We start from the raw sequence: 25,360 nt of genomic DNA, 5'->3' as shown, positions 1-25,360 counted from the left end.
TGAAGAATCACCGATATTCCTAGTAATTGACATTTGTAAATAATCATGTCAATTAATCGAGCATGAGGAACGGTCACAAATTTTTGATTGTTGACTTTTCCTAAGTTCACTTCTTGTTTCCAACCGTCATTTTTCCCAATTACTAAAGTGGTGATATCTTGGTCAACTAAGAGATTGACTAAATAACGACGGCTCTTTCAGACTAACTATGATAAATTACTAGCCAAAATACCAATTAAGCAGAACCCTTCTTCTAAAATTATCAAAATTATTTAACCCATAACCTCTTCTTTTAATTAGCTTAATTTTTTGATTATATGTCTTTGGGTTAGTAGCATTATTGTCCGTGAGATTTTAACTAGGGCCTAATCTTTTCGGTTTTCCGTTTCGACCTTCTTAATCCGTACATCCGCGAGCAAATAGTCTGAGCGTTTTATGTCTATATATTACCAAACATGACTATATCCGACTATATTGTTATTGGAACTTTACAATACTCCATCTAGGCTATAGCATTATTTGTGCTTGTGGGGAGTGAATTTTTATGAACTTGAAGGCAGGACGGGCTTTAAACAAAGGGAAATATGTTCTCAGTACCCAACTGGGTGCGGGTGTTTTCAGTCTCACCTATAAAGCAACCGATACAGAGTTAGGTCAATCGGTTGTGATCAAAACCCTAGGTGCAGCGCTGCGCCAGCATGCAAACGTTAATCAATTCAAGCAGCAATTTTTAGACATTGCCAAACGCTTGAACTACTGCCAACATCCTCATCTAGTTCGCGTCCTCGACTATTTTGAGGACAAGGGATATCCCTACCTGGTTATGGAATATATCCCCGGACAGACATTGACAGACGTTCTGCAAGCGGGTTCCTTGCCAGAGGCTGAGGCGATCAACTATATCCGTCAAATCAGTGATGCGGTAAAGGTTCTACACCAAGTCGAGTTACTACACCGAGATATCCAACCCAAAAACATTATTCGGCGTCAGGATAGCGATCGCGTTGTGTTATGTGAAGTTGGGATGCTCTATGAGTTCACCCCAGGCATCAAACAAACCTACGCTAGCTTACTCTCTGCTGGCTATGCTCCTCCAGAAGACAACACCTTGGCAAACACAGCGACGCGGCAAACTGATATCTATGCCTTAACCGCCACATTCTACTGCTTACTCACCGGATATCCTCCCTTACCCGCACCTGTGCGACAGAGGTTATCAGCCAAGGGAGACAATTGTCTATTTTCCTCGCTCTCTCAGCCAGCCCCGTCTAAATTAAGACCTATCATTCAACAAGCATTACAGTACGGTTTAGAACTCATCCCCAACAACCGTCCCCAAACCATAGACACTTGGCTCAAGCAGCTTCCCCTTCAGGAGTCTGTTGCTGTCCTTGAACCGATAACCACTCTGCCAGTGGAAAACCAGCCAACGTCAAAAGTAGGTTCCCTACCTGGCAAGTTCAAGGTTAACCCTGTGCCATCAAGGGGAGCAAAGAGTCAACACTCAACCTTGAGTCAGGGCGGGTTTTGTACAAACGTTACCATCAATAGCGAAACAAAATTTCCTCAACCCGCCTCTACAAACCCGTTTCCCGATGAGCCTAGCGTTGGGTCAAAGACGCGCCATGGCACGTCTCTACATTCAACCCTCAAAACGGCTAAAACCAAAGCCTCAATACCGTTACAAGCGTTGTTCATGACCGGAGCGATCGCGGCGTCAGCCGGGATTGGATTCGGTTGTGCTGTACGACTAAATCAACCTAGTGAACCTGGAGCAACGATTTTGCATACCCAACAAACCTTTCCTCCCCGTAGCGATTGGCCCGTTTCCGAACCTCCAAAATTTGTCAGAGAAAAGGGCACAGAGAACAGGGAACAGGGAATGTTTTGACCCTTTGCTGCGCTAGTTGGGAATCGGGTTTGTAGGGATGGGTTTCAGTATTCTCGTTTTTCAGCTCATCCGGATGCGACTAAACCCGCCCCATCTGCTTCCTCTCCCTTGTCTCCCCCAGCTTCCCCCGCTCTCCGCCAATCTTTTAAGCACGTTATAATTCGTTACAGATACCCACCATATTTTCCCAATGAGCAATCCAGTCATTCATGCCTTTTTTGTCGGACGATCGCTAGCTCAAACTCTGGGCGATCGCGTAGAAGACTCCTTAACGAATGCTCTTAGCGAACTTGGCAAATTTGATGCTGAGCAGCGAGAGCATTTGCAACAGTTTACTGAGCAAGTCATGGAAAGGGCGCAACAGGAAATGGAAATCGCCATGGGCGATCGCTCTTCTAGTACGACTGTTTCGACTGGTTCTCAATCCGTTGACCTACAAGCTACTATTGACGAGTTACGAGCTGAAATTGCTCGCTTACGGACTGAGCTACAGCTCTATCGCAATCAATCAGTGAGTTGATTTGAGTGATACTGGCGGTGTTTCCAGGTTGAGGTAACAGCAAGTGGGCATGACGGCAAAAGTTGTTGACCACCTTTCTCTATGCAAGCCAGGGAGTCAGGGAGCAGAGGAGCAGAGGAGATTTTAGCTGGTCAGTATTTGGAGCCATGCGCCACGCTTAGCATCAGTTTATTAATCCCATAGCAATTTGTAATATCTTCTGTTGGCTGTGACCTGTTCCCTTTTCCCTTCACCCGTTACAGCTTTTACCAATCCGCTTCTGGAATCTCCTCTATCCCTAGGGTACTTTTTCCTTGAAGCCTTGGAGCTATCTGCCTTAGAGCCATCTGCCTTGTCTTTACCAAAAAGGGGGTAGTCAACCCAGATTTGATATTACAGATACTCGCTTGGGGTGTTCTTAGCTTTCAAAGATTTTGAATTTTTATTAAGATTAAGAGGAGACCATCATTCAGGAATCTAGGTGTCTGCTGTTTCTGATAACTATGTTAACCTCAAGCAATATAAGGAACGCCAGGTGTCTAGCCAACGTTCCCTAAGAGGGATAAACCAAGACAAGGCATATCGTTGGAATCGGGAAAACTATTCCCGACATCGACGATTTGTCGATATTTGGACATTTGTTTTAACCCTCCTCTTCCAGTTGTGGCTCAACGGCAAACCTTGGAGCTATCCAGGGGGCATGACCGATGCAAAACAGGCGGCTCGTCGTAAGACACAGGCAATCTGGATTCGAGATACGTTCTTAGAGTTAGGTCCAACCTTTATCAAGGTGGGACAGCTATTTTCAACTCGGTCTGACTTATTCCCTGGTGAATATGTAGAGGAACTGTCTAAACTACAGGATCGCGTCCCGGCTTTTAACTATGATCAAGTCGAGGCAATTGTCAAGAAAGATTTAGGGAAATCTGTAAGTGAACTCTTTGACAATTTTGATCCGATTCCTCTAGCAGCAGCCAGTTTAGGACAAGTCCACAAAGCTCAACTCCAGAGTGGAGAAGAGGTTGTGGTCAAGGTACAACGACCGGGCTTGCGGAAACTGTTTACGATAGACCTACAAATTCTCAAGGGGATTGCCCGTTACTTCCAAAATCACCCCGATTGGGGTCGAGGTCGAGACTGGATGGGCATTTATGAAGAATGCTGTCGCATTCTTTGGGAAGAGATTGATTATCTTAGTGAAGGTCGCAATGCCGATACCTTCCGCCGTAATTTCCGCACCTACGATTGGGTAAAAGTTCCGCGTGTCTATTGGCGCTATACCTCAAATCGAGTCTTAACCCTAGAGTATGCTCCAGGAATTAAGATTAGTCACTACGAGGCATTAGAAGCCGCTGGATTGGATCGGAAACTGCTGGCTCAACTAGGGGCAAGAGCTTACCTACAGCAGTTGCTCAATGACGGTTTCTTTCATGCCGATCCCCATCCCGGCAATATTGCGGTTAGTCCGGAAGGCTCATTGATCTTCTATGATTTCGGCATGATGGGGCGGATTAAGGCAAATGTCAGGGAAGGGTTGATGCAGACGCTCTTTGGCGTTGCCCAAAAAGATGCCAGTCGAGTTGTTGAGTCTTTGGTCGCATTAGGTGCCCTGTCTCCGGTTGATGATATGGGTCCGGTGCGGCGTTCGATCCAGTATATGCTGGATCACTTTATGGATAAGCCCTTTGAAGAACAGTCGGTGAGTGAAATTAGCGACGATTTATATGAAATCGCTTATGGTCAACCCTTTCGCTTTCCGGCAACCTTCACGTTTGTGATGCGAGCCTTCTCCACATTGGAAGGAGTGGGCAAGGGCTTAGACCCAGAATTTAACTTTATGGAAGTGGCAAAACCTTTTGCTCTGCAAATCATGACTAACGGTAATAGCCCTGAGGGTAATACATTCTTGAATGAATTGGGACGCCAAGCGGCTCAAGTGAGTAGTACGGCGTTGGGATTACCTCGGCGGATTGAGGATACGATTGAAAAATTAGAACGGGGAGATATACGTCTACGGGTTCGTTCTATCGAGTCGGATCGCATCTTGCGCCGAATGAGTAGCATTCAAATTGGAACAAATTATGCGTTACTACTCAGTGCATTCACATTGTCAGCTACGATCTTATTTGTTAATGGTCAAGTCGGGCTGGCATTAGTTGTGGCGTTAGTCGCCGCCGCGATCGCTTTTGCCCTAATTCGTTTACTCCGAAGGCTCGACCGATACGATCGCATGTTATAACTCCCATAAGGTTATTGACGCCAGCACAAACTTTATGAAATGTCGCTTTACGGGTCTCACTGACCCGGGCTTAATTCGTACCGTAAACCAGGACTATTACTACATCGATCCGAAGGGACGCTTTTTCATTGTCGCCGACGGCATGGGCGGTCATGCTGGGGGACAGGAAGCCAGCCAACTGGCTACAGAGGTCATTCAGGCACGTTTAGAGCGGCAATGGCTAGAGTCAGTCCCTTCGGAAACGTTACTGGAACAAGCCCTCTACGATGCTAATCAGGCGATCTTAGAGGATCAAAAAAATCATCCCGAACGGGCAGATATGGGCACGACGGCTGTTGTGGTCATCTTCCGTAAAGGTCAGCCTTGGCTGGCTCATGTGGGTGATTCTCGCCTCTATCGATGGCGACAATTAAAACTCGAACAAATGACGGATGACCATACCTGGGTAGCACGCGCCATGAAAGCTGGGGATCTGACTCCAGAACAGGCGCGAACGCATCCCTGGCGTCATGTGTTGTCCCAATGTCTAGGTCGCAAGGACTTACAGTCCGTTGATGTCGAGTCCATGGAGATTCAGTCAGGAGATTTCCTGCTCCTTTGTACCGACGGACTGACTGAGGAACTCTCAGACACCGCGATCGCGTCCCATCTCCAGTCCAATGGGGATGGCGAAGAGATCTCGGCTAACCTAATTGCCGCCGCCAAAGAAAAAGGCGGACGGGACAATATCACCGTGATTCTAGTCAAAATTGACGCGATCTGACCCAGAGAGCTTAAAAAATTGTTAAATTGTCGGGTTTGCACCATTTAACCGTCACGGCGATCCCTTGAGCGCCCTCTTGTTCTAAATCCTCAATGTAACCTGCTTCATAAGACGCGGCTTCTTCTGGACTATCAAAGGGTCCAAAGTAGTAAGTGACCGCAGGTTCAGCAGTGACAATTTCTACCCACCAAGCGAAGGAACTCTGAGCCTCTGTGTTAAGAGTTAAGCTTCGTATGCTGACAATCTTGCCACCTAATTGAGAAATTCGCCGCATCGTTTGGTTCATGCGGCTGTACGGAACTCTGATAAAGACAGAACTACTCCGACGAATGGGGTAGTTGAGGGTGTCGGTAGCTGCACTCTGACGCAAACCGACGACTTCATAAATAAAATAACGATTATCCAACAAGATACTACCTGTTAAGCCAGCAACACTTGAGATGAACAGTTCTAACTCCCCACCCTAATCAGACAGATTATCGGTTGGGGATATCAGAGACCGGGGGGAAGGTTGTCATGGGAGCAATTGTGAACATCGCCCCATTGAACCTATAACCACCATCAGTATTAGTTATCAGATCCCCAGAAGATTGTCACTATTTTTTTCTAGAGAAGGGGTGTCGGGTGTCGGGTATCGGGTGTCGGGAATAGCCACCAATGGATAAAGGGGGTGACAAAGGCGGATTTGGTATTACCCAATTAATCCTAAGCCGAACTGCTACTTTCGCCCTTAACCACAGCCGCACCGATCAGATGAGCTAAACGCAACGCTTCAGGAACTTTGCCACAATCCGTTACGCGCTCTAGAACCGATGCGATAACTTGGGGATTCGCACCACAAACCTGAAAAAAGAAAGGGGGATAAGAATGAATGGTTCCAGCGCGTTGGAGGAGATGGAGACGCTGTTCAGGTTGAGGTAAACGATGAATTGCCTGTTTGACCGGAATAGTGGGTCTCAAGCCTCGTCCTTCTAGGACGGCTTTTTCTGTACTATGATGTTGATGCCGAGTTGTTCCACGTCAAATGTTGGTTTTTGAGTTTAAGGCTAAGGGGAAAACAACTCAATATTCAGCGATTGATGAAGCGATTCAGACCGCTCAATTTGTCCGCAACAAATGTATCCGTTACTGGATGGATAACCGAGGTGTGGGGCAAAAGGAGTTGTATCGCCATAATACAACGCTAAGAGCTGATTTTTCCTTTGTTAAGGACTTGAATTCCCATGCTTGTCAAACCGCTGTAGAGAGGGCGTATTCATCAATCGCTCGTTTCTACAGCAATTGCCAGAAAGCTATTCCAGGGAAAAAAGGTTATCCGAAGTTTAAGAAAAACTGCCGCTCAGTTGAATACAAGACTAGCGGCTGGAAGCTTTCTGAAACTCGCAAGCAAATAACCTTCACGGACAAGAAAGGAATCGGCAAGCTTAAGCTCAAAGGAACTTATGACTTAAACTTCTATCAACTTGGGTCAATCAAGCGGGTAAGATTAGTCCGCCGTGCTGATGGTTACTACGTTCAATTCTTGGTCAATGCTGAGAACAGAGTAGAAATTCAGCCAACAGGGAAAGCCATTGGGTTAGATGTAGGACTTAAAGAGTTCTATACCGATAGTAATGGCTATAAAGAGCCAGTTCCCCAGTTTTATCGAAAAGGAGAAAAACGTCTAAGCTTCTTTCAGAGAAGAGTTTCACGCAAGGAGAAAGGCTCAACCAACCGAAAAAAAGCCATTAATAAGCTAGGGCGATTTCACCTCAAAATAAGTAGGCAGCGTGAAGAACATGCCAAGAGAGTGGCACGTTGCGTAATCCAATCTAACGATTGGGTTGCCTATGAAGATTTGAGTATAAAAAATCTAGTCAAGAATCACTGTTTAGCTAAGTCGATTAATGATGCAGGTTGGTATCAGTTCAGAAAGTGGTTAGAGTATTTCGGAGTTAAGTTTGGCAAAATAACTATTGCAGTTAATCCGGCTTACACTTCTCAAAAATGCTCTAGCTGTAGCGCAGTGGTCAAGAAGTCTCTATCCACTAGAACTCATGTTTGTCGGTGTGGATGTATTTTAGATCGGGACTGGAACGCTGCTATTAATATTCTGAAATTAGCATTGAGTACGGCAGGGCATGTCGGAACTCGGATCTTAGATCCAAACGCTTTGGGAGATTTAGCCTCTACCTTGATTGGAGAAATCCTGTCAAGGCAAGCTGAGTTGATGAGCAAAGAATCCCCGCACTTGTAGGGCGGGGAGTGTCAATGCTTCTACATTAGGCATACGCCGCATCAGAGACACACAGGGAAGACTCAGGCGATCGCAAAGCTGGGGCAAGTCTATCAAATTAAAGCCACCAAAACCAATACCATCCAGCAGCAAAACATGGAGTTGGGGTAAGAACTTCCGCCCCACTAATAACTGAACAATCCTATCCGTCGCATCCCAGCCATCTCGTTCCACTTCTCCCCAAACCATCCCCTCAAAGCGCGTTCCCGCACAAACCACTCCCGCAATGGACACTTTGGCGCTTGCATGACGAGAAAACGGTGCGTCGTCAAAGCCAATGACGCGAATGACGCGATTGAGTCGCACAAGATCATCAAGTTCCATAGAGTGCCATTGAGCCAACCAATATCAATGTTAAGGTACTGATATTAGTTCAATGACATAAGACGAATCACAAAGGACAAAGGACAGAAAACAAATAGATACCAAACCCGCTTAAAGAACCCCCTTTTAAACTTTGGGACTTTTTCCATCGACTCCTGGAAGCCTTCTGCCTTCTGCCTTCTGTCCTCTGCCTTCTCATGCTATGACCAAAGACCCCGCTTGCCATTCGGCATAATTGTTGCCCAATTCGTTTTAGCTAAAGCTAACTGTTCCTCCGTAATTTTGGCATTGGCAAGATTCGCGCCACAGAGATTTGCCCCCTTAAGATTGGCATGATTCAGATAAGCAAAACTTAAATCTGCCCCGCGTAAATCTGCCCCCTCTAAATCCGAATTGCTCAAATAAGCCCGTCCTAAATTGGCATCTCGCAAATTTGCCCGAGTTAAGCTTGCCTGACCAAAATCAGCACTGGATAAATCAGCACCTTGTAAATTAATGCGAGTTAACTTGGACTGGTAAAAAATCCCGCCAGATAAATCCGATTTTTGTAAATCCAACCCACTTAAATCATGGGACGCAAAATCTCTCCGACCTTTCATATATGCTGTTAACACACCATTAGCATCAAGTTTTTTGGGTCTACTGGTAGCAAAACTTTGGCTCGATGGTACATTCCCCATATTAACTTCTGTCACTGACCTCGATATAAATTGACTGCGGGGATTACCATTACCCATGGTGTTGGGAGAACCCGGACGACTACGTTCTCGTCGTTCACGACGCCTACGAATCGCCGCCGCTAACTTCTGGGTCGCCGATGAAGGAGAGGAAGGAGAACTGGGCGAGTCTACCTCTTGAACTTCGGTGGAATTGCCATTTGTATTTGTATTCGATAGCCCAGAGGTCGGCATTGCCATTCCTTGAACCAAACTATCAAAATAAGGTTCTAAGTCTAGCGCTCTGAGAATCTCTTCTGCCGTTTGATAGCGATGACGAACAGAAGCCTCCAGCATTTTTTTCAACACATTCGCAAAATGATCGCTGACTTGCACAGATTTACGCCAGACCATTTCACCAGTTGAGGGATTGTAATCTAAATCTTTTGGCGATTTTCCGGTGAGTAAATATACGCTAGTTACGCCGAGAGCATAAATGTCACTGGCATAAACGGGTCGCAATGCCATTTGTTCCGGCGGAGCAAAACCGGGAGTCCCAATGGCAAAATTTGTCAAGGCGGTTTGATCAGAGGTATTGGCAACGGCGGCTTGGTTGACTTCATCTTTAACCGCACCAAAGTCAATCAAGACCAGTTTTCGGTCTTGCTCTCGTCGAATTAAATTAGCCGGTTTGATATCCCGGTGGATCACCTCTTGGCTATGGATATATTTAATCAGGGGGAGAACTTCACTCAGAAATTGCTTGACCCCGGCTTCTGAGAGGGGACCACATTGTTTAATTTCTTGCTGTAACGTGAGTCCACTAATATACTCCTGTACCAAATAAAACTGCTGATTGTCTTGAAAAAAATCCAACAGTCGGGGCACTTGAGGATGATTGCCAATCTTGCCGAGGGTTCTGGCTTCTCGCTCAAATAGCTTTTGAGCCATTTCCAGAACCTGTGATGTGGTTGTTGCGGGACGAAGTTGTTTAATGACGCAACTGGGATTGCCAGGAAGAGACTCATCTCTGGCTAAAAACGTAGCGCCAAATCCGCCTTGACCTAGGGTTTTTAGCACACGATAGCGATTTCGCAACATAATAGGATGACCACACGCCTGACAGCTAGTGACGTGCAGCGGATTTTTGGGCTGAGGACAGTCAGGATTTAGGCAGTAGCTCATTCAGCATCACCAATGGGGCGTTTGTCCGGGCTAGGACGAAAGCTTTCTCAATTGTGATCGAAGCACCCGGCTTATCTATTAAGATCTATAGTTGACTTTAGTGGGAAACGCACCGCCGAATGCACCCTCGCTTTGGTAAGCCTTGGTAAGCAATCTTATCTATCTACAGGATATCTTAATTTACCCTGTCGTTTAGGCACAGATGCCCAAATAACGCATTGATTTGAGTCTTTTTTGGATAAAGTCTTGATAAAGATTGTCCTCTGTTTGTGAAGAATTGGTAAAGTGTGGCAAGCCGGGGGAGCATGTAGAGACGTAGCATGCTACGTCTGGGAGCTGAGGGAGCTGGGGGAGCTGGGGAAGCTGAGGGAGATGAGGGAGATGAGGGAGATGGGGGAGCTGGGGGAGCTGGGGGAGCTGGGGAAGATGAGGGAGATGAGGGAGATGGGGAAGATGGGGGAGATGGGGAAGATGGGGAAGATGGGGGAGATGGGGAAGCTGAGGACGAATGACAAATGACCAATGACCAATGACCAATGACCAATGACCAATGACCAATGACCAATGACCAATGACGAATAACAAATCGGGTATAGTGAGATCAACAGTCGCGGAACTGCATCTAAGCTGAGGTCGGTAAAAGCAAGAAATTAATGCGTATCTCTTTAAATTGGCTGCGGGAACTGGTGGATGTGACCCTAGCTCCCCAAGAAATTGCGGAAATTCTCACCAATGCTGGATTTGAGGTCGAGGATATTGAGGATCAGCGGCAGTTAGCCGATGGCGTAGTTGTGGGGAAGGTTCTGGATGTGCAACCCCACCCTAATGCCGATAAGCTGAGAGTCACTAAAGTGGATATTGGAGACGCCAATGATCCAGTCACCATTGTCTGTGGCGCAGCTAATGTCCGGGCAGAGGCTTATGTCCCTGTAGCAACGGTAGGCACTTACCTGCCAACGGTTGATTTGAAAATTCGCTCCTCCAAACTGCGGGGGGTACGTTCTGAGGGGATGATTTGTTCCTTGGCAGAAGTTGGCTTGGAAAAAGAGTCGGATGGGATTCACATTTTTGAGGCACAGACGCTACAAGTGGGGAGTGATGCTCGTCCTCTCCTGGGACTTACGGATGTGATCCTGGATTTGACGGCAACAGCGAATCGGGCGGATGCGTTGAGTATGGTTGGGGTGGCTCGCGAAGTGGCTGCTTTGACGGGTGCATCCTTGAGCTTGCCGAAAACGCCGGAGTTGACGATTCCTCAAGGCACTGGTGGGTTGACGTTGAAAATTTCCGACCCGAAAGCTTGTCCTGCTTATATCGGTACAGTTATTGAAGGCGTGAAAATTCAACCATCGCCAACCTGGTTAAAACAGCGTTTACAAGCCGCTGGTGTACGACCGATTAATAATGTTGTAGATATTACCAACTATATCCTGTTGGAATGGGGTCAGCCTCTCCACGCCTTTGATCGCGATCGCTTACAACAAGTAGCAGGTGACAAATCCTTAACCATCGGGGTTCGCTTTGCTAAGGGCGAGGAATCATTAACCACTTTAGATGGTCAATCCCGCACCCTTCATTCCCAAACTCTGTTAATTACTGCCAATGATCGCCCCGTGGCGCTGGGAGGTGTGATGGGGGGAGAGGAAACCGAAGTCCATGAGGGAACAGAGAATCTAGTTCTCGAAGCCGCCCTGTTTGAACCCGTTGCCATTCGTCGTTCCGCCCGCTCTCAAGGCTTACGCACGGAGGCATCCACCCGTTACGAACGGGGCGTCAATCAAGCGGAATTAGGGATTGCGGCGAAACGAGCGATCGCGTTAATTCAAGAACTCGCCCAGGGTAAGCCGATTGTCCAAGAAGTAGCCGATACCCGCCCTGATCCAGACAGTTGGGTGCGCTCGATTGAATTACGCCTAGAACGGGTGAATCAGGTACTCGGTCCAGTGGATTTGGGTGATGAGATTGGTGACATTCAGCCTGAGGATGTTGAACGCATTCTCACGGCGTTGGGATGTCAACTTCAGTCCGTAGAATCCGACGAGGCGGTGAAATGGATCGTTACCGTTCCCCCCTACCGCTACCGAGACTTAGAACGGGAAATCGATCTGATTGAAGAAGTTGCCCGTCTCTACGGCTATGATAAGTTTTGTGAAGATTTACCCCCGAAAACTGAACCCGGTTATCTATCGATTGACCAGGTTTTAATCCGCAAGATTCGGGAAGCGTTCCGGGCGGCGGGATTAACGGAATTGCTGCAATATTCCCTAGTGAAACCGGAAGAAAAAGGAGAACAAATTAGCCTGTCAAATCCCCTATTTGTGGAATATTCCGCCCTGCGGACTGACTTACTCTCAGGATTAATCGAAGTCGCCCAGTACAACCTCGAACAAGGGAATGGGGTATTGAATGGGTTTGAAATCGGGCGAATTTTCTGGCGCGACGAAGACGGATTTGCTGAGGGCGATCGCGTGGCGGGAATTTTGGGCGGTGATCCCAGTCAGGGGAAATGGACTAGAGGCGGACAAGATGCACCGATGAGTTGGTATGAGGCAAAGGGAATCATCGAAAGCGTCTTTGAACGCTTAGGGTTAACTGTGGAATATCAACCCGATCACCAGGATTCGCGCCTGCATCCAGGGCGTACCGCTTCCTTATGGATACAAGGCGATCGCTTGGGCAGATTCGGGCAACTGCATCCCCAGCTTCGCGCCGAATTGAGTTTACCGGATCAAGTTTATGGGTTTGAATTAGACTTGGATGTCATGTTAAATGCCCTTGCCCAAGATGAAAAATTGACACCAAGATTTTCGGTTTATTCCACATTCCCAGCCGCAGACAGAGATATTGCCTTTTTTGTCGCCGATACGGTTTCCGTCGCCGACATTCAACGCACCACCCAACAAGCCGCCGGAACCTTATTGGAATCGGTGCAATTATTCGATGAATATCGCGGGGAACGAGTGCCAGAAGGACAGCGCAGTCTGGCTTTCAGGTTAATTTATCGCGCAGGCGATCGCACGCTGAAGGACAAAGAAGTGGAATCTGCCCACCAGAAGGTTCGAGACGCCTTATTAGAAAAATTTGGCGTTAGCCTGAGAAGTTAAGTGTCTTATGTCATTTGTCCTTTGTCATTTGTTAACAGTTGACTTGTTATGCCCAAATACGTAATGTGGGGAAGCTATTGTGAGGACGTATTAGAAAAACGCGCTCCTCATCGTCAAGCGCATCTGGATGGTTTAACTCAACAAAAAGAATCCGGAGTGTTAGTTACGATTGGTCCAACCAAAGATTTAACCAAAGTGTTTGGTATTTATGACGCTGAAGATGAAGCCACCGTGCGCCAATTGATTGAGGCTGATCCCTATTGGCAAAATGGGATTTGGACAGAGTACGACGTGAAAGAATGGATTCAGGCATTTTAGGGTAGCAGCGACATGAGTCCAGAAAACCACTAAAATCTTTTACAGCAGTTTCTGCTAAGATTTTCCATTGTTCTATCGGATTAAAATTGACATCCTCACCGCCCTATAAGTGTGGCGATTCCTCACTAAGTAGTCGGACAAAAGAAAACAGTACTGTATTAAGTTCTGTAAATCGCCCTCAAACCCTTACTGTTCCCTGTTAAGAGTTCCCTGTTCCCTAATCTCAACCGTTAACTTTAATTGTGTCCCCCACTTACATCACCTTTAAAAGGATGATCGCTGAATGAAGATCAGGGGGGGTAAGAACTACAAGATTTCAGATTAAAACTTAGTTTATGCGCTTTCCTTAGCAGGTTCCATGCCTCAACCCACAAGTTTCAGGACATAAGGTTGTATCAAGATCGCTTTGCTTTACATTTGTTCATGGGATAGGGACTTCATCTGCAATCCATGGAAAGCTGAACAAAAAAATGACAAACTTGACCAGAGTAAGCAACAACTCGCCTAAACTCATTATTGGGGAGATTAAGCAAATTCTGGTAGAGGTTAGAGAACACCCTCAATTCTACCCCAAACCAAGGGAGTGAGTCTGTCTTATGGCTTTCTCTCTAGCAGAGGGGGAAATCGTACAGGAATTTGAGTGCAGGTGCATTGAATGGATAGAGGTATAAATGAGCGATCGCAACAAGTCCTACGAACAACTCATGGCGGAAGTGGCATCCCTACGCCGACAAGTGATTAAACTGAAAATGACTAAAATGGCGTTTGATGCCCAACATCAGCTCATGAGAACCTTTGCCACAACCTTGCAAGCGGCGAAGGGGACACTGATGGTTAGAGCCATGTTGCAACAAATTGTGACAATTGGCACTAAGCTAACTCGGGCGGAATCCAGTAGTTTGTTCTTACTTGATACCAATGGCGTTGTCACCGAAAGTATTCTAGCTCGTGGTGCGACGCTACGAGGACAAAAGCAACGGCTGATTGGTCAAGTGTTGGATAAAGGTCTAGCGGGTTGGGTCTATCGTCACCGCAAACTGGGACTCATTACTGATACGATCGAGGACGAGCGTTGGTTGACCTTACCCAATCAACCTTACACCGTTCGCTCCGCCCTTGGCGTTCCGATTTTAATGGGTAAAGAAGTCTTAGGAATTCTCACATTAACCCACTCAAAAGCCGGACATTTTAGTCCGGAAGCGGCTCATCTAATGCAAATCACAGCAGAATCTATGGCATTGGTGCTTGACAATGCTCGACTCTATCATGAACGTCAGCAGCAAGAATTAGACTTAGAATTAAAGCAGGCTCAACAGAAAACAACTGCTCAATCTCGTCAAAGTGTAACTCAACCCTTCAGCGAGAAAGAATTTTCCCGAATTGGCATGTATATCCTGTTTGGAGAAGGGAATTTTCTATACGTCAATCCTAGATTAGCCGAAACTTTTGGCTATACTTTTGGAGAACTGATCTCCTTAGAATCTGTTCTTGAACTCGTATGCCTAGACAATCGTAAGTTTGTTGAACAACAAATCTATAGCTGCATTCAGGGTCAAAGTAAAAATCTGTACTGTCGATTCAAAGGACAGCGTAAAGATAGGAGTTTGATTAATGTGGAAGTTTACGGAAACCGAACTAAACTTTACGGTCGGTTTGTTATCATCGGGGCACTCCGCGTAATTTGACGCTAATAAAAAATCGCTATAGGTTAAAATCATCTATGTAAATCCAGCCTCAAATCATCCCTAACTCCAGCTTTATGGTTGTTTAAAAAAATAATAACACTTTAATAGTTGAATAAATCATGACTCAACCTCAAGCCATAAAAATTTTGCTCGAATCAGTGGCTGCTGGCGAAACAAGTCCGGCAGTTGCTTTAGATAAACTGAAACATTTTCCCTTTGAGTCCGTTAGTAACTTTGCTAAAGTTGACCATCATCGCACCTTGAGAACAGGTTTTCCAGAGGTAATATGGGGTTTAGGTAAAACACCTGACCAAATTGCTCAAATTATGGCAGCAATGCGACAACGTAATTCAGTGGTGATGGCAACTCGCATTGATCCTGATGTGTTTGCCCAACTCCAAGTTACAGTCCCCGATATCCACTATTATCCCACTGCCCGGATTTGTGCGATCGCGCCCGAAACTATTCCATCCAATTTTCCAGGAACGATAGGAATTATTTGTGCGGGAACCTCTGACTTATGGGTTGCTGAAGAAGCAGCAGTTACGGCTCAACTGTGTGGGTTTCAGGTACAGCGTCTTTGGGATGTGGGTGTAGCGGGACTCCACCGCTTGCTGAGTCATCAACAGGTCATTGCTGAAGCCAATGTGCTGATTGTCGTAGCCGGGATGGAAGGAGCGTTACCTAGTGTTGTAGCAGGTTTAGCTGATTCTCCAGTTATTGCAGTTCCTACAAGTATCGGCTATGGTGCCAGTTTTGGTGGACTTGCTCCTCTTTTAACTATGCTTAATTCATGTGCGCCGGGAGTGGGTGTGGTGAATATTGATAATGGTTTTGGGGCGGCAATTCTAGCAGGTCAAATTCTGCGGACGACGCAGAAGTTATTGAGGGAATAGGGAATGAGGAACAGGGAATAGGGAACACCTCGATTTACCTCGATGGTCAGTGAGCCTGGTCGAACTGCGCTCGGTAACACGCTCGGTGTGTCACAGGGAACAAAAAAATGCGTTTACTGTTACAATCAAGATTTTGAGTAAAAACTTGCACCAATAAACCGAAATCTTAATTAAAGGAAATTTCCAACCAATTCCTTGATCACAAAAGTTTAGCTTATCCTAATTGAAGTCTTGAATAGGTTTTCCAAAATAGAGTTTGATGGTAGGTTATCCTGGTTGGTAGAGGCATCGCTACCAGAGCCTAACTTTGACATTAATGTCATCAACCCATACCCTGTGATCTGTTCCCACACCGGATAAACTCTGATGGATGCCATCACTATAGTATTATTGATTAGCGGCTTTGTTTTGTTGATCGCCGGAGCCGAAATTCTGGTACGGGGAGCATCCCAATTAGCTGTAGCGGCTGGACTTTCACCCCTAGTTGTGGGATTAACGGTTGTTGCCTATGGCACCAGCGCTCCGGAATTAGCCGTATCTGTACAGTCTAGCTACGCCGGACAAGCAGATATTGCCATTGGTAACGTTGTTGGCAGCAACATTGCCAATATTTTGCTGATTCTAGGCAGTTCCGCCGCCGTTGCCCCGCTGATTGTCTCGCGACAGTTGGTGCGACTTGATGCGCCTGTCATGACTGGAGTATCCTTCCTGGTGTGGTTAATGGGGTGGGATGGTAAACTGAGTCGGGGAGATGGGATTTTCTTGGTTATGGGAGCGATCGCTTACACTCTATTTACCCTTTACCAAGGACGTCGAGAAAGCCAAGCCCAGGAAAGTTCTTCAGAAAGCAGTAATCACCGCTCTCGCCGAGGAATCTATCCAATCTTACTCAACCTCGGACTAATTATTGGTGGTATAGGCTTGTTGGTACTGGGATCAAACAACCTGATTCAAGGTTCTGTCGATATCGCCCAAGCCCTTGGGGTCAGTGAATTAATTATCGGCTTAACCATTGTTGCAGCCGGAACTTCGCTACCCGAAATTGCCACGTCCATTGCAGCGGGTATTCGAGGTGAACGGGATATTGCCGTTGGGAATGCCGTTGGCAGTAATATTTTTAATCTCCTATTGGTGTTGGGAGTGTGTAGTGTTGTTGCCCCTGATGGCATCGCTGTATCCATGCCTGCTACAAATTTTGACATTCCGGTCATGATTGCTGTCGCTGTCGCTTGCCTGCCAATTTTCTTTACGGGCTATCGTATTGCTCGCTGGGAAGGAATTCTGTTTCTGGCATACTATGTTGCTTATACGATGTATTTGTTTCTCAACGCCACTGAACATGATGCGTTAGAAGAATTTAGCGCGATCATGCTCCTATTTGTGATGCCGTTGACTCTCATAACACTGCTTATTCTGGCGATTCGTTCCTTCCGCAAAACTTGATACTTAACGGGAGAAGTGTTGAGTGTTGACCCTTCACGACCTTCGAGGACATAGTTTTGCTGATCTCCTCTGCTCCCAGACGTAGCATGCTACGTCTCTACTTCCCCAGCTCTGCCGCACTGCACTAGCTGCGCCAATCTGGGAATTTACCCTGAAGACAAGCGGCGATTTCCGGTGTCCACTGTTCTTCTAAAGTCATTAGCCATGCCTCGAACTTATCATCTGTAGCTAAGTGTACAGTCTGGTATTGTAATTTAAGCAAGGCTTTTTGATTTTGGGTCAATTTGGAGGATTGGAATTGATGCAATTGTGAAGACATAACTTGAATCGAACTTAATCAACCGTTATGTCAATTGTCATCCGCTACAATGCTGATCGTAAACAGCAATTTCACGGATTTGTCAATAACTTTTAGGCAGGAGTTTAACACGTTGTCGATAGGTAAAATCTCGGAATCGGTTCAACTTCATGTTTATTGCCAAGGTCAAGGCTTTCCAATTCTCTGCCTGCACGGTCATCCGGGATCGGGGCGTTGTATGTCGGTTTTTACTGACCACCTATCTCAACGATTCCAAACCTTGTCTCCTGACTTGCGAGGATATGGTCGCAGTCGTACCTTAGAAGCGTTTCAGATGAGCGACCACCTAATAGATTTGGAGAATTTACTTAACCGTTTCCAGATCAATCGTTGTTTAGTTCTCGGCTGGTCTTTAGGTGGGATTCTCGCCATGGAATTAGCACTAAGGCTACCTGAGAGAGTGAGGGGTTTAATTTTAATCGCCACAGCCGCACGACCTAGAGGAAATCATCCTGCGATCGCATGGCAGGATAATCTCTATACTGGGATCGCCTCTATCTTGAATCGTGTCTCTCCAGGATGGCGGTGGAACATTGAAACCTTTGGCAAGCGATCGCTCTACCGCTATCTCATCCAAAACCATAGTGCCACAGCTTATCAGTATTTGGCAGAGAAAGCCTTAGTCGCCTATCTGCAAACCTCTAAGGCGGCGACTGATGCCCTTAACCAAGCATTGAAAGCGAGATACAATAGACTGGCTGACCTAGAACAAATTCAATGTCCCTGTCTGGTATTAGCGGGAGAAGCGGATCGCCACATTACCGCTCAATCGAGTCAAGAAACGGCTCAACACCTACAAGAATCTGAGTGGCGTTGTTATCCTCATACGGCTCACCTGTTTCCGTGGGAAATTCCCAATCAGGTACTCCGTGATATTGATGATTGGATTCAACGCCACCCTCAAGTTGTTGATCTCAAGGGGTGAAAAGAACGTTAATTTTTTCTCCCCCAGCTCCCAGACGTGCCATGGCACGTCTCTACATTGCTCCCCCTGCTTCATCGTATCTACGAAGCTGCTCAAGTATTTTTACGCCCGCTGCACTAGGAAAGGTTGCCACTGAACACGGGTATTTTCGCGCTAACCTTGAATTCTTCTGATTCTTCATCAAAAATTGTCAGGTTAGTCGGTTTGCAGCGCATGATAGTTACAGAAATCCCTTGAGCGCCTTCATTTTCTAGATCTTCAATATATCCCCCTTGAGCGGATTCGGCTTCCTGTTTGCTGGAGAATGGACCGAAATAGTAAGTGCATTGGGGATCATCTGTGACGATTTCTACCCAAAATGCCAAGCCTAAAAATTGGAGACTGTTGATCAAAACTTCTTTCATGTTCATTACCTACGTCGATGAGATGCTATGTGGTCTTGTTAATTTCCAGTTGTTTACATTTTGTTATACTACTTTACGTTTCCTTTTTCCAAGAATTTTTGCTGAGATCATCAAGATACAGGGGATTGACCCAACGCTGACGATAAGTTTCATACAACGTCATGGCGGCGGCAACAGAAGCGTTGAGGCTAGGAGTCTTGCCATACAAGGGAATCGAAACCAACACATCACAGCAGCGTTGAGTCAAGAGGCTTAGACCACTACCTTCTGAACCAATAACTAATACTATCGAACCGCTTAAGTCAACGGTGTGTAGTAGTTTACCAGCGTCAGCACAAGTCCCATAAATCCAAAACCCAGCGGTTTTCAGTTCCTCTAAGGCACGACTTAGATTGACCACTCTGGCAATGGGCAGGGTTTCTAATGCGCCGGCTGCTACTTTCATGACGGTGGAAGTAACGCCTACGGCTCGTCGTTGGGGAATCACTAAACCTTGAGCGCCCAAGGCTTCCGCAGTACGAATAATAGCACCTAAATTGTGGGGATCAGTAATCCCATCACAAACGACGATCACAGGGTATTGGCTAGTGGATTTGGCAGCTTCAATTAAATCCCCTAATTCTTGGTAAGAGTAAGGTGCTACTTGAGCCGCCACACCTTGATGATTAGCTCCTTGAGTAACTTGGTTGAGGCGTCGCGAATCGACTTCATCAATCACTGTACCATTGGCTTTAGCTTGCAGTAGTAACGAGTGAAAGCGGTGATCGTAGCGTAACTGCGGTAGAATCCACACCCGATTAAGCTGACGTTGATTTTCCAGTGCGGCTAGGACAGGGTGACGTCCATAGAGTAAGTCAACATCTTCTGACAAAGTGGACTCAGATTCCGTTGGTTCTGGCGGCGACGGTTGGGGATCGGAACGACGTTTTAGAACAGGTTTATCCGGGGAGCGTTGATCCCTGGAGAATTTACCTTTACCTTTAGAGGAGGGACGGCGTTGGTCACGTTGAAACTTCCCTCGCTTTGGCTTGCTAGAGGTGTGAGAGCGGCGATCTTGATTAGCCATAATATAATATTTAGGAAAATTTAAAGTTTGCGGTGGGGATCGTCATTTGTCTTATGTCATTTGTCATACTCGCTTCCCGAAAAGATGCAAGCTCCAGTCAGCCTTTTTAGAGTTTCTTCCTGTTCCCTGTGACACACCGAGCGTGTTACCGAGCGCAGTTCGATCAAGCTCACTGACCATCGAGGTAAGTCGAGGTGTTCCCTGTTAACTGTTCCCTGTTCATCGTATTCGCGTGAGACTCCACCCTCAGCGAAGCAGGGTGGAGAGGAATAGCGGTCAAATCGACCCTTTCAATAAGGGGAGATTTGACAGTCCAGGTGAAGGCACGACGATTAATCCCGTGCTTCGCTGCAACAACTGGACTTTTTTGGCACTAAATTGCCCAAGTCGTTTCCAGTTAATATCGCTAACTGAAACTTGTTTCTCGGTGTCTCCAGAACACCAGCCGACGTAAGTTTTTCCAGCTTTTTCGGCTATAACTTTGTCGCCTTTCCTAAACCCATGGCGGGTAACTGTGCCGCCATACTTGCGCCGTTTACCCCCTTTGGATGGAACACACAAATGTAATTGTCTACGGTTGATTGGTGGTCTACGGATTATGGCAAATGGTGCTGGGGTAACTTCGACACTGCCTTGCCAGTCACCATGCTTGGCATTATCAGAGTGCCATTCCTGCCATCGGGTAAACTCAAACGCGGCTAAGGTTACACCATCAACGGCGTGTGTGGCTGGTGTAACCTTAGCCTTGTTTTTCTTGTCCTTGGCTAACCCTAACCACTGCCTAAGCTGACTGGTTCCATTGCCATCCCGTTGCCACCCTTGGTGAGTTGTTACTGGGGCTAATTCACGCAGCCAGTTAAGCATTTGTTTTTGACCCACCATGACTGGAGAAAACCCAACACCAGACTTTGCCGACTTGCGCCCACTGGTTCTATCGACATCCGCCATGACTAACTCATAGTAAATGGCGCTAATCGGGAACAGTTGAAACAACTCGTTAACTACCCGTAGCTCTAGCTGTCTGTTGGCTCGAATTGACGGCGGTAGTTTGCCTTGTCTGCGATTGTCAAACCGAACTTGACGGTGACAACGTTGGTCATAAGGTAGCCTCCGGTTAATCCGCCTTCTCCGTCTGGCTCGACGCATGACTCGCCGTAGCTCCATCCGTTCTTTAACCGTCTTAAATGGTAGAACCAGGTGTCCCATCCAAAGAGTAAAGAGGTTTGATTGAACCCCAATCCCTGAATAGTGTTTACCTGGATCTATACCAACGGCTATAGGTTGGGTATTTTCTTCCGTTTCAAAGGTCAACTGAATGGCAAAACATTCTAAGTCGTTGTGTGCAATTTTGGCTTTACCATCTCTCAGCCAACGCCTAGCGCGGCTGGGTTTTGTAGGCATTAACGGTTTACCTGATTTGGATAAAACTGGTACTCGTAACATGGTGATAAACCTCCGAGTAAAAGTGCGTAGTCCCTTCCTGCCATCTCGGTCAAGATGTCTTGGCTTAACAACAACCCAACAAAAGGTTTTAGAGATGCCCTGAACTAGGGAAGTATCCAGGTGTCTGTACCAGACCGAGACTCTGTGCAGTATTCAACGTTTAATGACGTTTGCCCGTCAATCTCCACGCTCTACGTTAGTAGCGTGGGGTTGTTGAATCAGGGGAATCGAGTTCCAAATACGCCAATAACTGAGTCAGGCGTTGGGGATCAGTCAGATAAAGATATCCCAGTAATGTTTCTAAGCTGGTGGCTTGTTGATAGATTTTGCGATTAAGGCGTCGTGACGTTCCAGTCGCCGCATTCCGTCCACGTCGCAATAGTGCCAATTCAGGTTCAGTTAGATAAGGTTCGAGCGATCGCAGGCTATTCGCTTGACTTTCGGCGCGGACTTGAGCCACGACTTGATCATGATAATCACATAAACGTTTAGGGGGGAGTAAATAGTGACTGCGGATATAGAGTTCATACACAGCATCTCCCAGATAAGCCAACGCCGCTGGTGAGATCTGTTGGATTTGGCATTGGGGATCGGTAGCAGCATTCAATTGCCGAAATCGGGCTTCTGTCCCAGAAAGGGTTGAGTTATTATCTACGCTGTTTGCCGTCTCTTCCTGCTGCTCCATAAAACTCGGACGAAATGAAGGGCAGTTTAAATGCCCGCCCCTATTTTATCGTAAAAGGCATAGACCAAATAACGGGAAATCCCCTGCCAGACTGTCAGGGGATAAGTGCCACAGTTTTCTTGGTCAATTATTTTTTGACGTTCTCCAAGGCTTCGTCAACCGATGGTTGAAGTGAGAGAAATTTTTCTAGACGCACTAGCTTCACCGTTTGAGTCACACGGGCATTGGTGACAATTTGCAATTTTCCCTCAGCGGTTTGAGCCTTTTTAGCGATACGCACTAAAGCGCCTAAGCCCGAACTATCTACAAAATCGATCTTGGAGAGATCCAAAATAATATTTTTCGGTCCCTCATCGACACATTTACCAATCACCTTCCCAAACGTTGGTTCTGAGAAGGCATCTAACAATCCAGTTAGACGGAAAAGTTGATAATTGCTTTTGACCTCACGAGTCCCTCTTAAGCTGACTGTTAGGTTGAGTTGCTCAGGAATAACACCCTCCTAGCTGTATTTAACTAAACGATTCAACATGGGTTGGTGATTTACCAGCGATTAAGCTATTCGATAGTATAGCGAGAAGTTTACGGATCATCCACATAGAGCGTGGTGGGCATGGAAATAACCCACCTTCTACCCCTTGCCTTCTACCTTCTGCAAGTAGGGGCTTCAAGTAGGGGTTTTGTGCGATCGCATGGATTCGACAAACCGATCAAACAAGTAGTCGGCATCATGAGGACCCGGACTCGCTTCTGGATGGTATTGCACCGAGAAAAATGGTAGCGTCTTATGACGCAATCCTGCCACAGTTCGGTCATTCAGGTTGAGGTGCGTAATTTCCACATCCGCCCCTAAGGACTCAGAATTGATGGCAAATCCATGATTTTGGCTAGTAATTTCTACCCGTTGCTTTAACCCAGCCGGGTGATTTAACCCACGATGTCCAAATTTTAGCTTAAAGGTTTCAGCACCCATAGAAAGACCCAATATCTGGTGTCCCATGCAGATGCCAAACAGGGGTTTTTCCTGTGCTAACAAGGCTTTGGTCGTTTCAATCCCGTCCCTAACGGCTGCTGGATCACCAGGTCCGTTGGAGAGGAAAATACCATCGGGGTTGTACTTGAGAATGTCTTCCGGGGACGTATCCGCTGGTACCACGATCACGCGACAACCATAGCTGGCTAAACGCCGCAGAATATTGCGTTTGATGCCAAAATCGATCGCCACCACGGTTAAGGGTTCACCCGCTGTCGATTCTGCCGAGGGACGAAACTCCCAATGATTATCGGTGGTTTCAGACCACTCGTAAACCGCTTTGGTGGTCACTTCCTGCACCAGATTTAACCCTGCCATATTCGGCGCGGCTTGCACTTTTTGTAGCAATTTGCCGGGATCAAGAATTTCTGTGGAAATACCACCATTCATCGCCCCGGTTGAGCGCAGTTTGCGAGTCAGCGCCCTGGTATCAATCCCGTAAATTCCGGGAATCTTGTGTTCCTTGAGGTAGTCGGGTAAAGATTGGGTTGAGCGCCAATTACTGGGACGCCAACAAATGTTCCGGGCGATCGCACCCCTGATCTGAGGATGGGTTGATTCTTCATCCTCTGGATTAACTCCTGTGTTTCCCAGTTCGGGATAGGTAAACGTGACAATCTGACCACAGTAGCTGGGATCGGTTGCCACTTCTTGATACCCCGTCATGGCGGTGTTAAAGACAACTTCTCCAATCGCCGTACCTGAAGCGCCAAAAGACCAACCCGGGTAGGATGTTCCATCCGCCAGTACCAGAAGCGCTGGTGTAGCTGCTGAAATAGGCATAAGCAGTGTGTTGTTAATGGTTGGTTGATTTTTATTTCTAAGAGTACAATAACTCGAACACTCAACTGAGGCGCTATTATCCCATGGCAATGGAAAAACTGGCGAGGATTTGTGGCAGCGATCGTGAAAATTCCCCCGACTGAATCAGTCTGGGGGAAGGAAGCTATGAGGAAATTTGAAGGGAAATAAGCATTACAGGGGCATCAATTTCACCTAGATGGTTGAAATGCTGACCGCCTTCACCGTAATGCCACCTACACCAAACGGTAATGAATGGATGGAGGTTATTAGAGTGTGACTTTTATAATCGTGGATTGCCTACCGCCTGAGCAAGATCAGTTGTTGTCTGCCTTCGGATCAGCAAAATTGATCTTGATTTTTTAGCCCCCATAAGATAAGTGGTAAAGGCTAAATCATTCGTCATAATAAAAATAAATCGCTCAAGAGCTTTTTGAGCCTATGTTATCTTGCGATCGCGTCGTCATTCTGTTTATTTTTGGCACCTTAGCCTTAACCACAGGGGCTTGTAGCCGTTGGGAGTCCTCAGGGCGTCTGGAGGATTCCTCTCAACCCATTGTTACCTCGACAACGCCCAGGGTTTCCCCTCAACCCTCGACACCTCCGGAATCGGCGGAAACCGAGACACAGCCAACTACCACAGAACTTTATAAACAAGCGCTAGATGCTGCCTATAGTGCGGCAACGATTAGTCAATCGGCTCAATCGGCGGATGATTGGCAGTTAGTGATCAGTCGTTGGCAAGAGGCGATCGCACTTTTAGAATCAGTGTCATCGTCTAGTCCCAACTATGCGATCGCGCAATCGAAAATCGGTGAATATAAACGCAATCTTAACATTGCCCAACAACAAGCCACTAGCCCTCGTCTCCCTGATCCTGAACCCCTAAGTGTCGCCACCAAAACTGTAACGAAATCCCCGGATTCCTCAGACACAGATGAGGCAAATCCGGCGACATCCGAGAACCCGTTACCGGGAAATAGAGAAACTGCCAAAATCGTTAAAGCGCCAATCAAGCAGCGAATTGGTCAAACGCCCGTGATTGAAGTAACCTTTAATGGCGAACAGACCTTTAATATGGTCGTTGATACAGGGGCAAGTGGTACAGTCATTACTCAAGTCATGGCGCAGCGTCTGGGTGTGGTTCCAGAGGGTGAAATTACTGCCGATACAGCCAGTGCTAAGGGTGTTAAATTTGCCATTGGTCAAGTGGACTCTATCGCGGTGGGAGAAGCGGTTCAACAGAATATTAAAGTAGCGATTGGGAGTGCAGATTTAGAGGTAGGATTATTGGGTCAAAACTTCTATAGTCATTATGATGTCGTGATTCGAGAAAATGTTGTCGAATTTCACCACCGTTAAGGACA

At 46.7% G+C, this 25,360-nt stretch carries 22 protein-coding genes and 4 pseudogenes; 13 read left to right on the top strand and 13 right to left on the bottom strand.

Annotated elements, in window-relative coordinates:
• Positions 1 to 197 (bottom strand): annotated as a pseudogene (locus RID53_RS18185) (IS200/IS605 family accessory protein TnpB-related protein); the annotation flags it as partial.
• Between the two features lie 22 nt (positions 198 to 219).
• Positions 220 to 315: pseudogene (locus RID53_RS18180) on the bottom strand (transposase); the annotation flags it as partial.
• Positions 316 to 544: 229 nt separating this feature from the next.
• Between RID53_RS18180 and RID53_RS18175 the strand changes: the two are divergent.
• The 4 genes from RID53_RS18175 to RID53_RS18160 all read left to right on the top strand — a co-directional run bounded on the left by RID53_RS18175 (position 545) and on the right by RID53_RS18160 (position 5,392).
• Positions 545 to 1,891, top strand: a complete 1,347-nt coding sequence (locus tag RID53_RS18175; RefSeq protein ID WP_446389435.1) for a serine/threonine protein kinase — start codon at positions 545 to 547, stop codon at positions 1,889 to 1,891.
• A 190-nt stretch (positions 1,892 to 2,081) separates the two neighbouring features.
• On the top strand, positions 2,082 to 2,411 hold the full coding sequence (locus tag RID53_RS18170) for a DUF6825 family protein (protein WP_446389434.1): 330 nt from the start codon (positions 2,082 to 2,084) through the stop codon (positions 2,409 to 2,411).
• A gap of 514 nt (positions 2,412 to 2,925) precedes the next feature.
• Complete coding sequence (locus RID53_RS18165) at positions 2,926 to 4,629, top strand: ABC1 kinase family protein (protein WP_446389439.1); 1,704 nt, start codon at positions 2,926 to 2,928, stop codon at positions 4,627 to 4,629.
• A 34-nt stretch (positions 4,630 to 4,663) separates the two neighbouring features.
• The gene (locus RID53_RS18160) at positions 4,664 to 5,392 is read left to right on the top strand and encodes a Stp1/IreP family PP2C-type Ser/Thr phosphatase (protein ID WP_446389433.1); all 729 of its coding nucleotides are present in this window, start codon (positions 4,664 to 4,666) and stop codon (positions 5,390 to 5,392) included.
• A gap of 10 nt (positions 5,393 to 5,402) precedes the next feature.
• Here the strand turns inward: RID53_RS18160 and RID53_RS18155 are convergent, their stop codons facing one another.
• Positions 5,403 to 5,798 (bottom strand): DUF1816 domain-containing protein, encoded by a 396-nt coding sequence (locus RID53_RS18155; protein WP_446389432.1) that lies wholly within the window; start codon positions 5,796 to 5,798, stop codon positions 5,403 to 5,405.
• Positions 5,799 to 6,097: 299 nt separating this feature from the next.
• A pseudogene (locus RID53_RS18150) lies at positions 6,098 to 6,334 on the bottom strand (endonuclease dU); the annotation flags it as partial.
• A gap of 82 nt (positions 6,335 to 6,416) precedes the next feature.
• Between RID53_RS18150 and RID53_RS18145 the strand changes: the two are divergent.
• On the top strand, positions 6,417 to 7,628 hold the full coding sequence (locus tag RID53_RS18145) for an RNA-guided endonuclease InsQ/TnpB family protein (RefSeq protein WP_446389431.1): 1,212 nt from the start codon (positions 6,417 to 6,419) through the stop codon (positions 7,626 to 7,628).
• A 12-nt stretch (positions 7,629 to 7,640) separates the two neighbouring features.
• Here the strand turns inward: RID53_RS18145 and RID53_RS18140 are convergent.
• Positions 7,641 to 7,991: pseudogene (locus tag RID53_RS18140) on the bottom strand (endonuclease dU); the annotation flags it as partial.
• 200 nt (positions 7,992 to 8,191) lie between these two features.
• Positions 8,192 to 9,832, bottom strand: a complete 1,641-nt coding sequence (locus RID53_RS18135; RefSeq protein ID WP_446389430.1) for a protein kinase domain-containing protein — start codon at positions 9,830 to 9,832, stop codon at positions 8,192 to 8,194.
• A gap of 320 nt (positions 9,833 to 10,152) precedes the next feature.
• Here RID53_RS18135 and RID53_RS18130 point away from each other — a divergent pair, with 320 nt between their 5' ends.
• The 6 genes from RID53_RS18130 to RID53_RS18105 all read left to right on the top strand — a co-directional run bounded on the left by RID53_RS18130 (position 10,153) and on the right by RID53_RS18105 (position 17,278).
• Complete coding sequence (locus RID53_RS18130; RefSeq protein WP_446389429.1) at positions 10,153 to 10,344, top strand: hypothetical protein; 192 nt, start codon at positions 10,153 to 10,155, stop codon at positions 10,342 to 10,344.
• A gap of 141 nt (positions 10,345 to 10,485) precedes the next feature.
• Positions 10,486 to 12,936: a phenylalanine--tRNA ligase subunit beta gene (gene pheT, locus RID53_RS18125; protein WP_446389428.1), complete on the top strand. Its 2,451-nt coding sequence runs from the start codon at positions 10,486 to 10,488 to the stop codon at positions 12,934 to 12,936.
• 48 nt (positions 12,937 to 12,984) lie between these two features.
• Entirely contained in the window at positions 12,985 to 13,254 is a 270-nt protein-coding gene (locus tag RID53_RS18120; protein WP_446389427.1) for a YciI family protein, read from the top strand.
• A gap of 671 nt (positions 13,255 to 13,925) precedes the next feature.
• Positions 13,926 to 14,939: a GAF domain-containing protein gene (locus RID53_RS18115; protein ID WP_446389426.1), complete on the top strand. Its 1,014-nt coding sequence runs from the start codon at positions 13,926 to 13,928 to the stop codon at positions 14,937 to 14,939.
• Between the two features lie 119 nt (positions 14,940 to 15,058).
• A complete protein-coding gene (larB, locus tag RID53_RS18110) occupies positions 15,059 to 15,835 on the top strand; it encodes a nickel pincer cofactor biosynthesis protein LarB (RefSeq protein ID WP_446389425.1) in 777 nt (258 codons plus the stop codon).
• Positions 15,836 to 16,201: 366 nt separating this feature from the next.
• Entirely contained in the window at positions 16,202 to 17,278 is a 1,077-nt protein-coding gene (locus RID53_RS18105; protein WP_446389424.1) for a calcium/sodium antiporter, read from the top strand.
• Between the two features lie 124 nt (positions 17,279 to 17,402).
• On the opposite strand, the gene RID53_RS18100 is transcribed toward RID53_RS18105, so the two are convergent.
• Entirely contained in the window at positions 17,403 to 17,597 is a 195-nt protein-coding gene (locus tag RID53_RS18100; protein WP_446389423.1) for a hypothetical protein, read from the bottom strand.
• Between the two features lie 112 nt (positions 17,598 to 17,709).
• Between RID53_RS18100 and RID53_RS18095 the strand changes: the two genes are divergently transcribed.
• Complete coding sequence (locus RID53_RS18095; protein WP_446389422.1) at positions 17,710 to 18,561, top strand: alpha/beta fold hydrolase; 852 nt, start codon at positions 17,710 to 17,712, stop codon at positions 18,559 to 18,561.
• A 116-nt stretch (positions 18,562 to 18,677) separates the two neighbouring features.
• On the opposite strand, the gene RID53_RS18090 is transcribed toward RID53_RS18095, so the two are convergent.
• The 6 genes from RID53_RS18090 to carA all read right to left on the bottom strand — a co-directional run bounded on the left by RID53_RS18090 (position 18,678) and on the right by carA (position 23,975).
• Positions 18,678 to 18,965: a DUF1816 domain-containing protein gene (locus tag RID53_RS18090; protein ID WP_446389421.1), complete on the bottom strand. Its 288-nt coding sequence runs from the start codon at positions 18,963 to 18,965 to the stop codon at positions 18,678 to 18,680.
• Between the two features lie 73 nt (positions 18,966 to 19,038).
• Positions 19,039 to 20,031 carry a 23S rRNA (guanosine(2251)-2'-O)-methyltransferase RlmB gene (gene rlmB / locus RID53_RS18085; protein WP_446389420.1) on the bottom strand — a complete coding sequence of 331 codons (993 nt, stop codon included), beginning with the start codon at positions 20,029 to 20,031 and terminating at the stop codon, positions 19,039 to 19,041.
• Positions 20,032 to 20,307: 276 nt separating this feature from the next.
• Positions 20,308 to 21,474, bottom strand: a complete 1,167-nt coding sequence (locus RID53_RS18080) for an RRXRR domain-containing protein (protein ID WP_446389419.1) — start codon at positions 21,472 to 21,474, stop codon at positions 20,308 to 20,310.
• A gap of 196 nt (positions 21,475 to 21,670) precedes the next feature.
• On the bottom strand, positions 21,671 to 22,159 hold the full coding sequence (locus RID53_RS18075) for a Mini-ribonuclease 3 (protein ID WP_446389418.1): 489 nt from the start codon (positions 22,157 to 22,159) through the stop codon (positions 21,671 to 21,673).
• Positions 22,160 to 22,286: 127 nt separating this feature from the next.
• A complete protein-coding gene (locus tag RID53_RS18070; protein ID WP_446389438.1) occupies positions 22,287 to 22,652 on the bottom strand; it encodes an STAS domain-containing protein in 366 nt (121 codons plus the stop codon).
• Between the two features lie 174 nt (positions 22,653 to 22,826).
• Positions 22,827 to 23,975, bottom strand: coding sequence for a glutamine-hydrolyzing carbamoyl-phosphate synthase small subunit (gene carA, locus RID53_RS18065; protein WP_446389417.1), 1,149 nt, complete (start codon positions 23,973 to 23,975; stop codon positions 22,827 to 22,829).
• Between the two features lie 459 nt (positions 23,976 to 24,434).
• On the opposite strand from carA, the gene RID53_RS18060 reads away from it, so the two are divergent.
• A complete protein-coding gene (locus RID53_RS18060; RefSeq protein ID WP_446389416.1) occupies positions 24,435 to 25,355 on the top strand; it encodes a retropepsin-like aspartic protease family protein in 921 nt (306 codons plus the stop codon).
• The last annotated feature ends 5 nt before the right edge of the window (positions 25,356 to 25,360 follow it).

Source organism: Coleofasciculus sp. B1-GNL1-01 (assembly GCF_040220235.1).
Classification (GTDB): domain Bacteria; phylum Cyanobacteriota; class Cyanobacteriia; order Cyanobacteriales; family Coleofasciculaceae; genus Coleofasciculus.
Note: the sequence above shows the minus strand (reverse complement) of the source record. Positions and strands in the feature narration are given on the sequence as shown.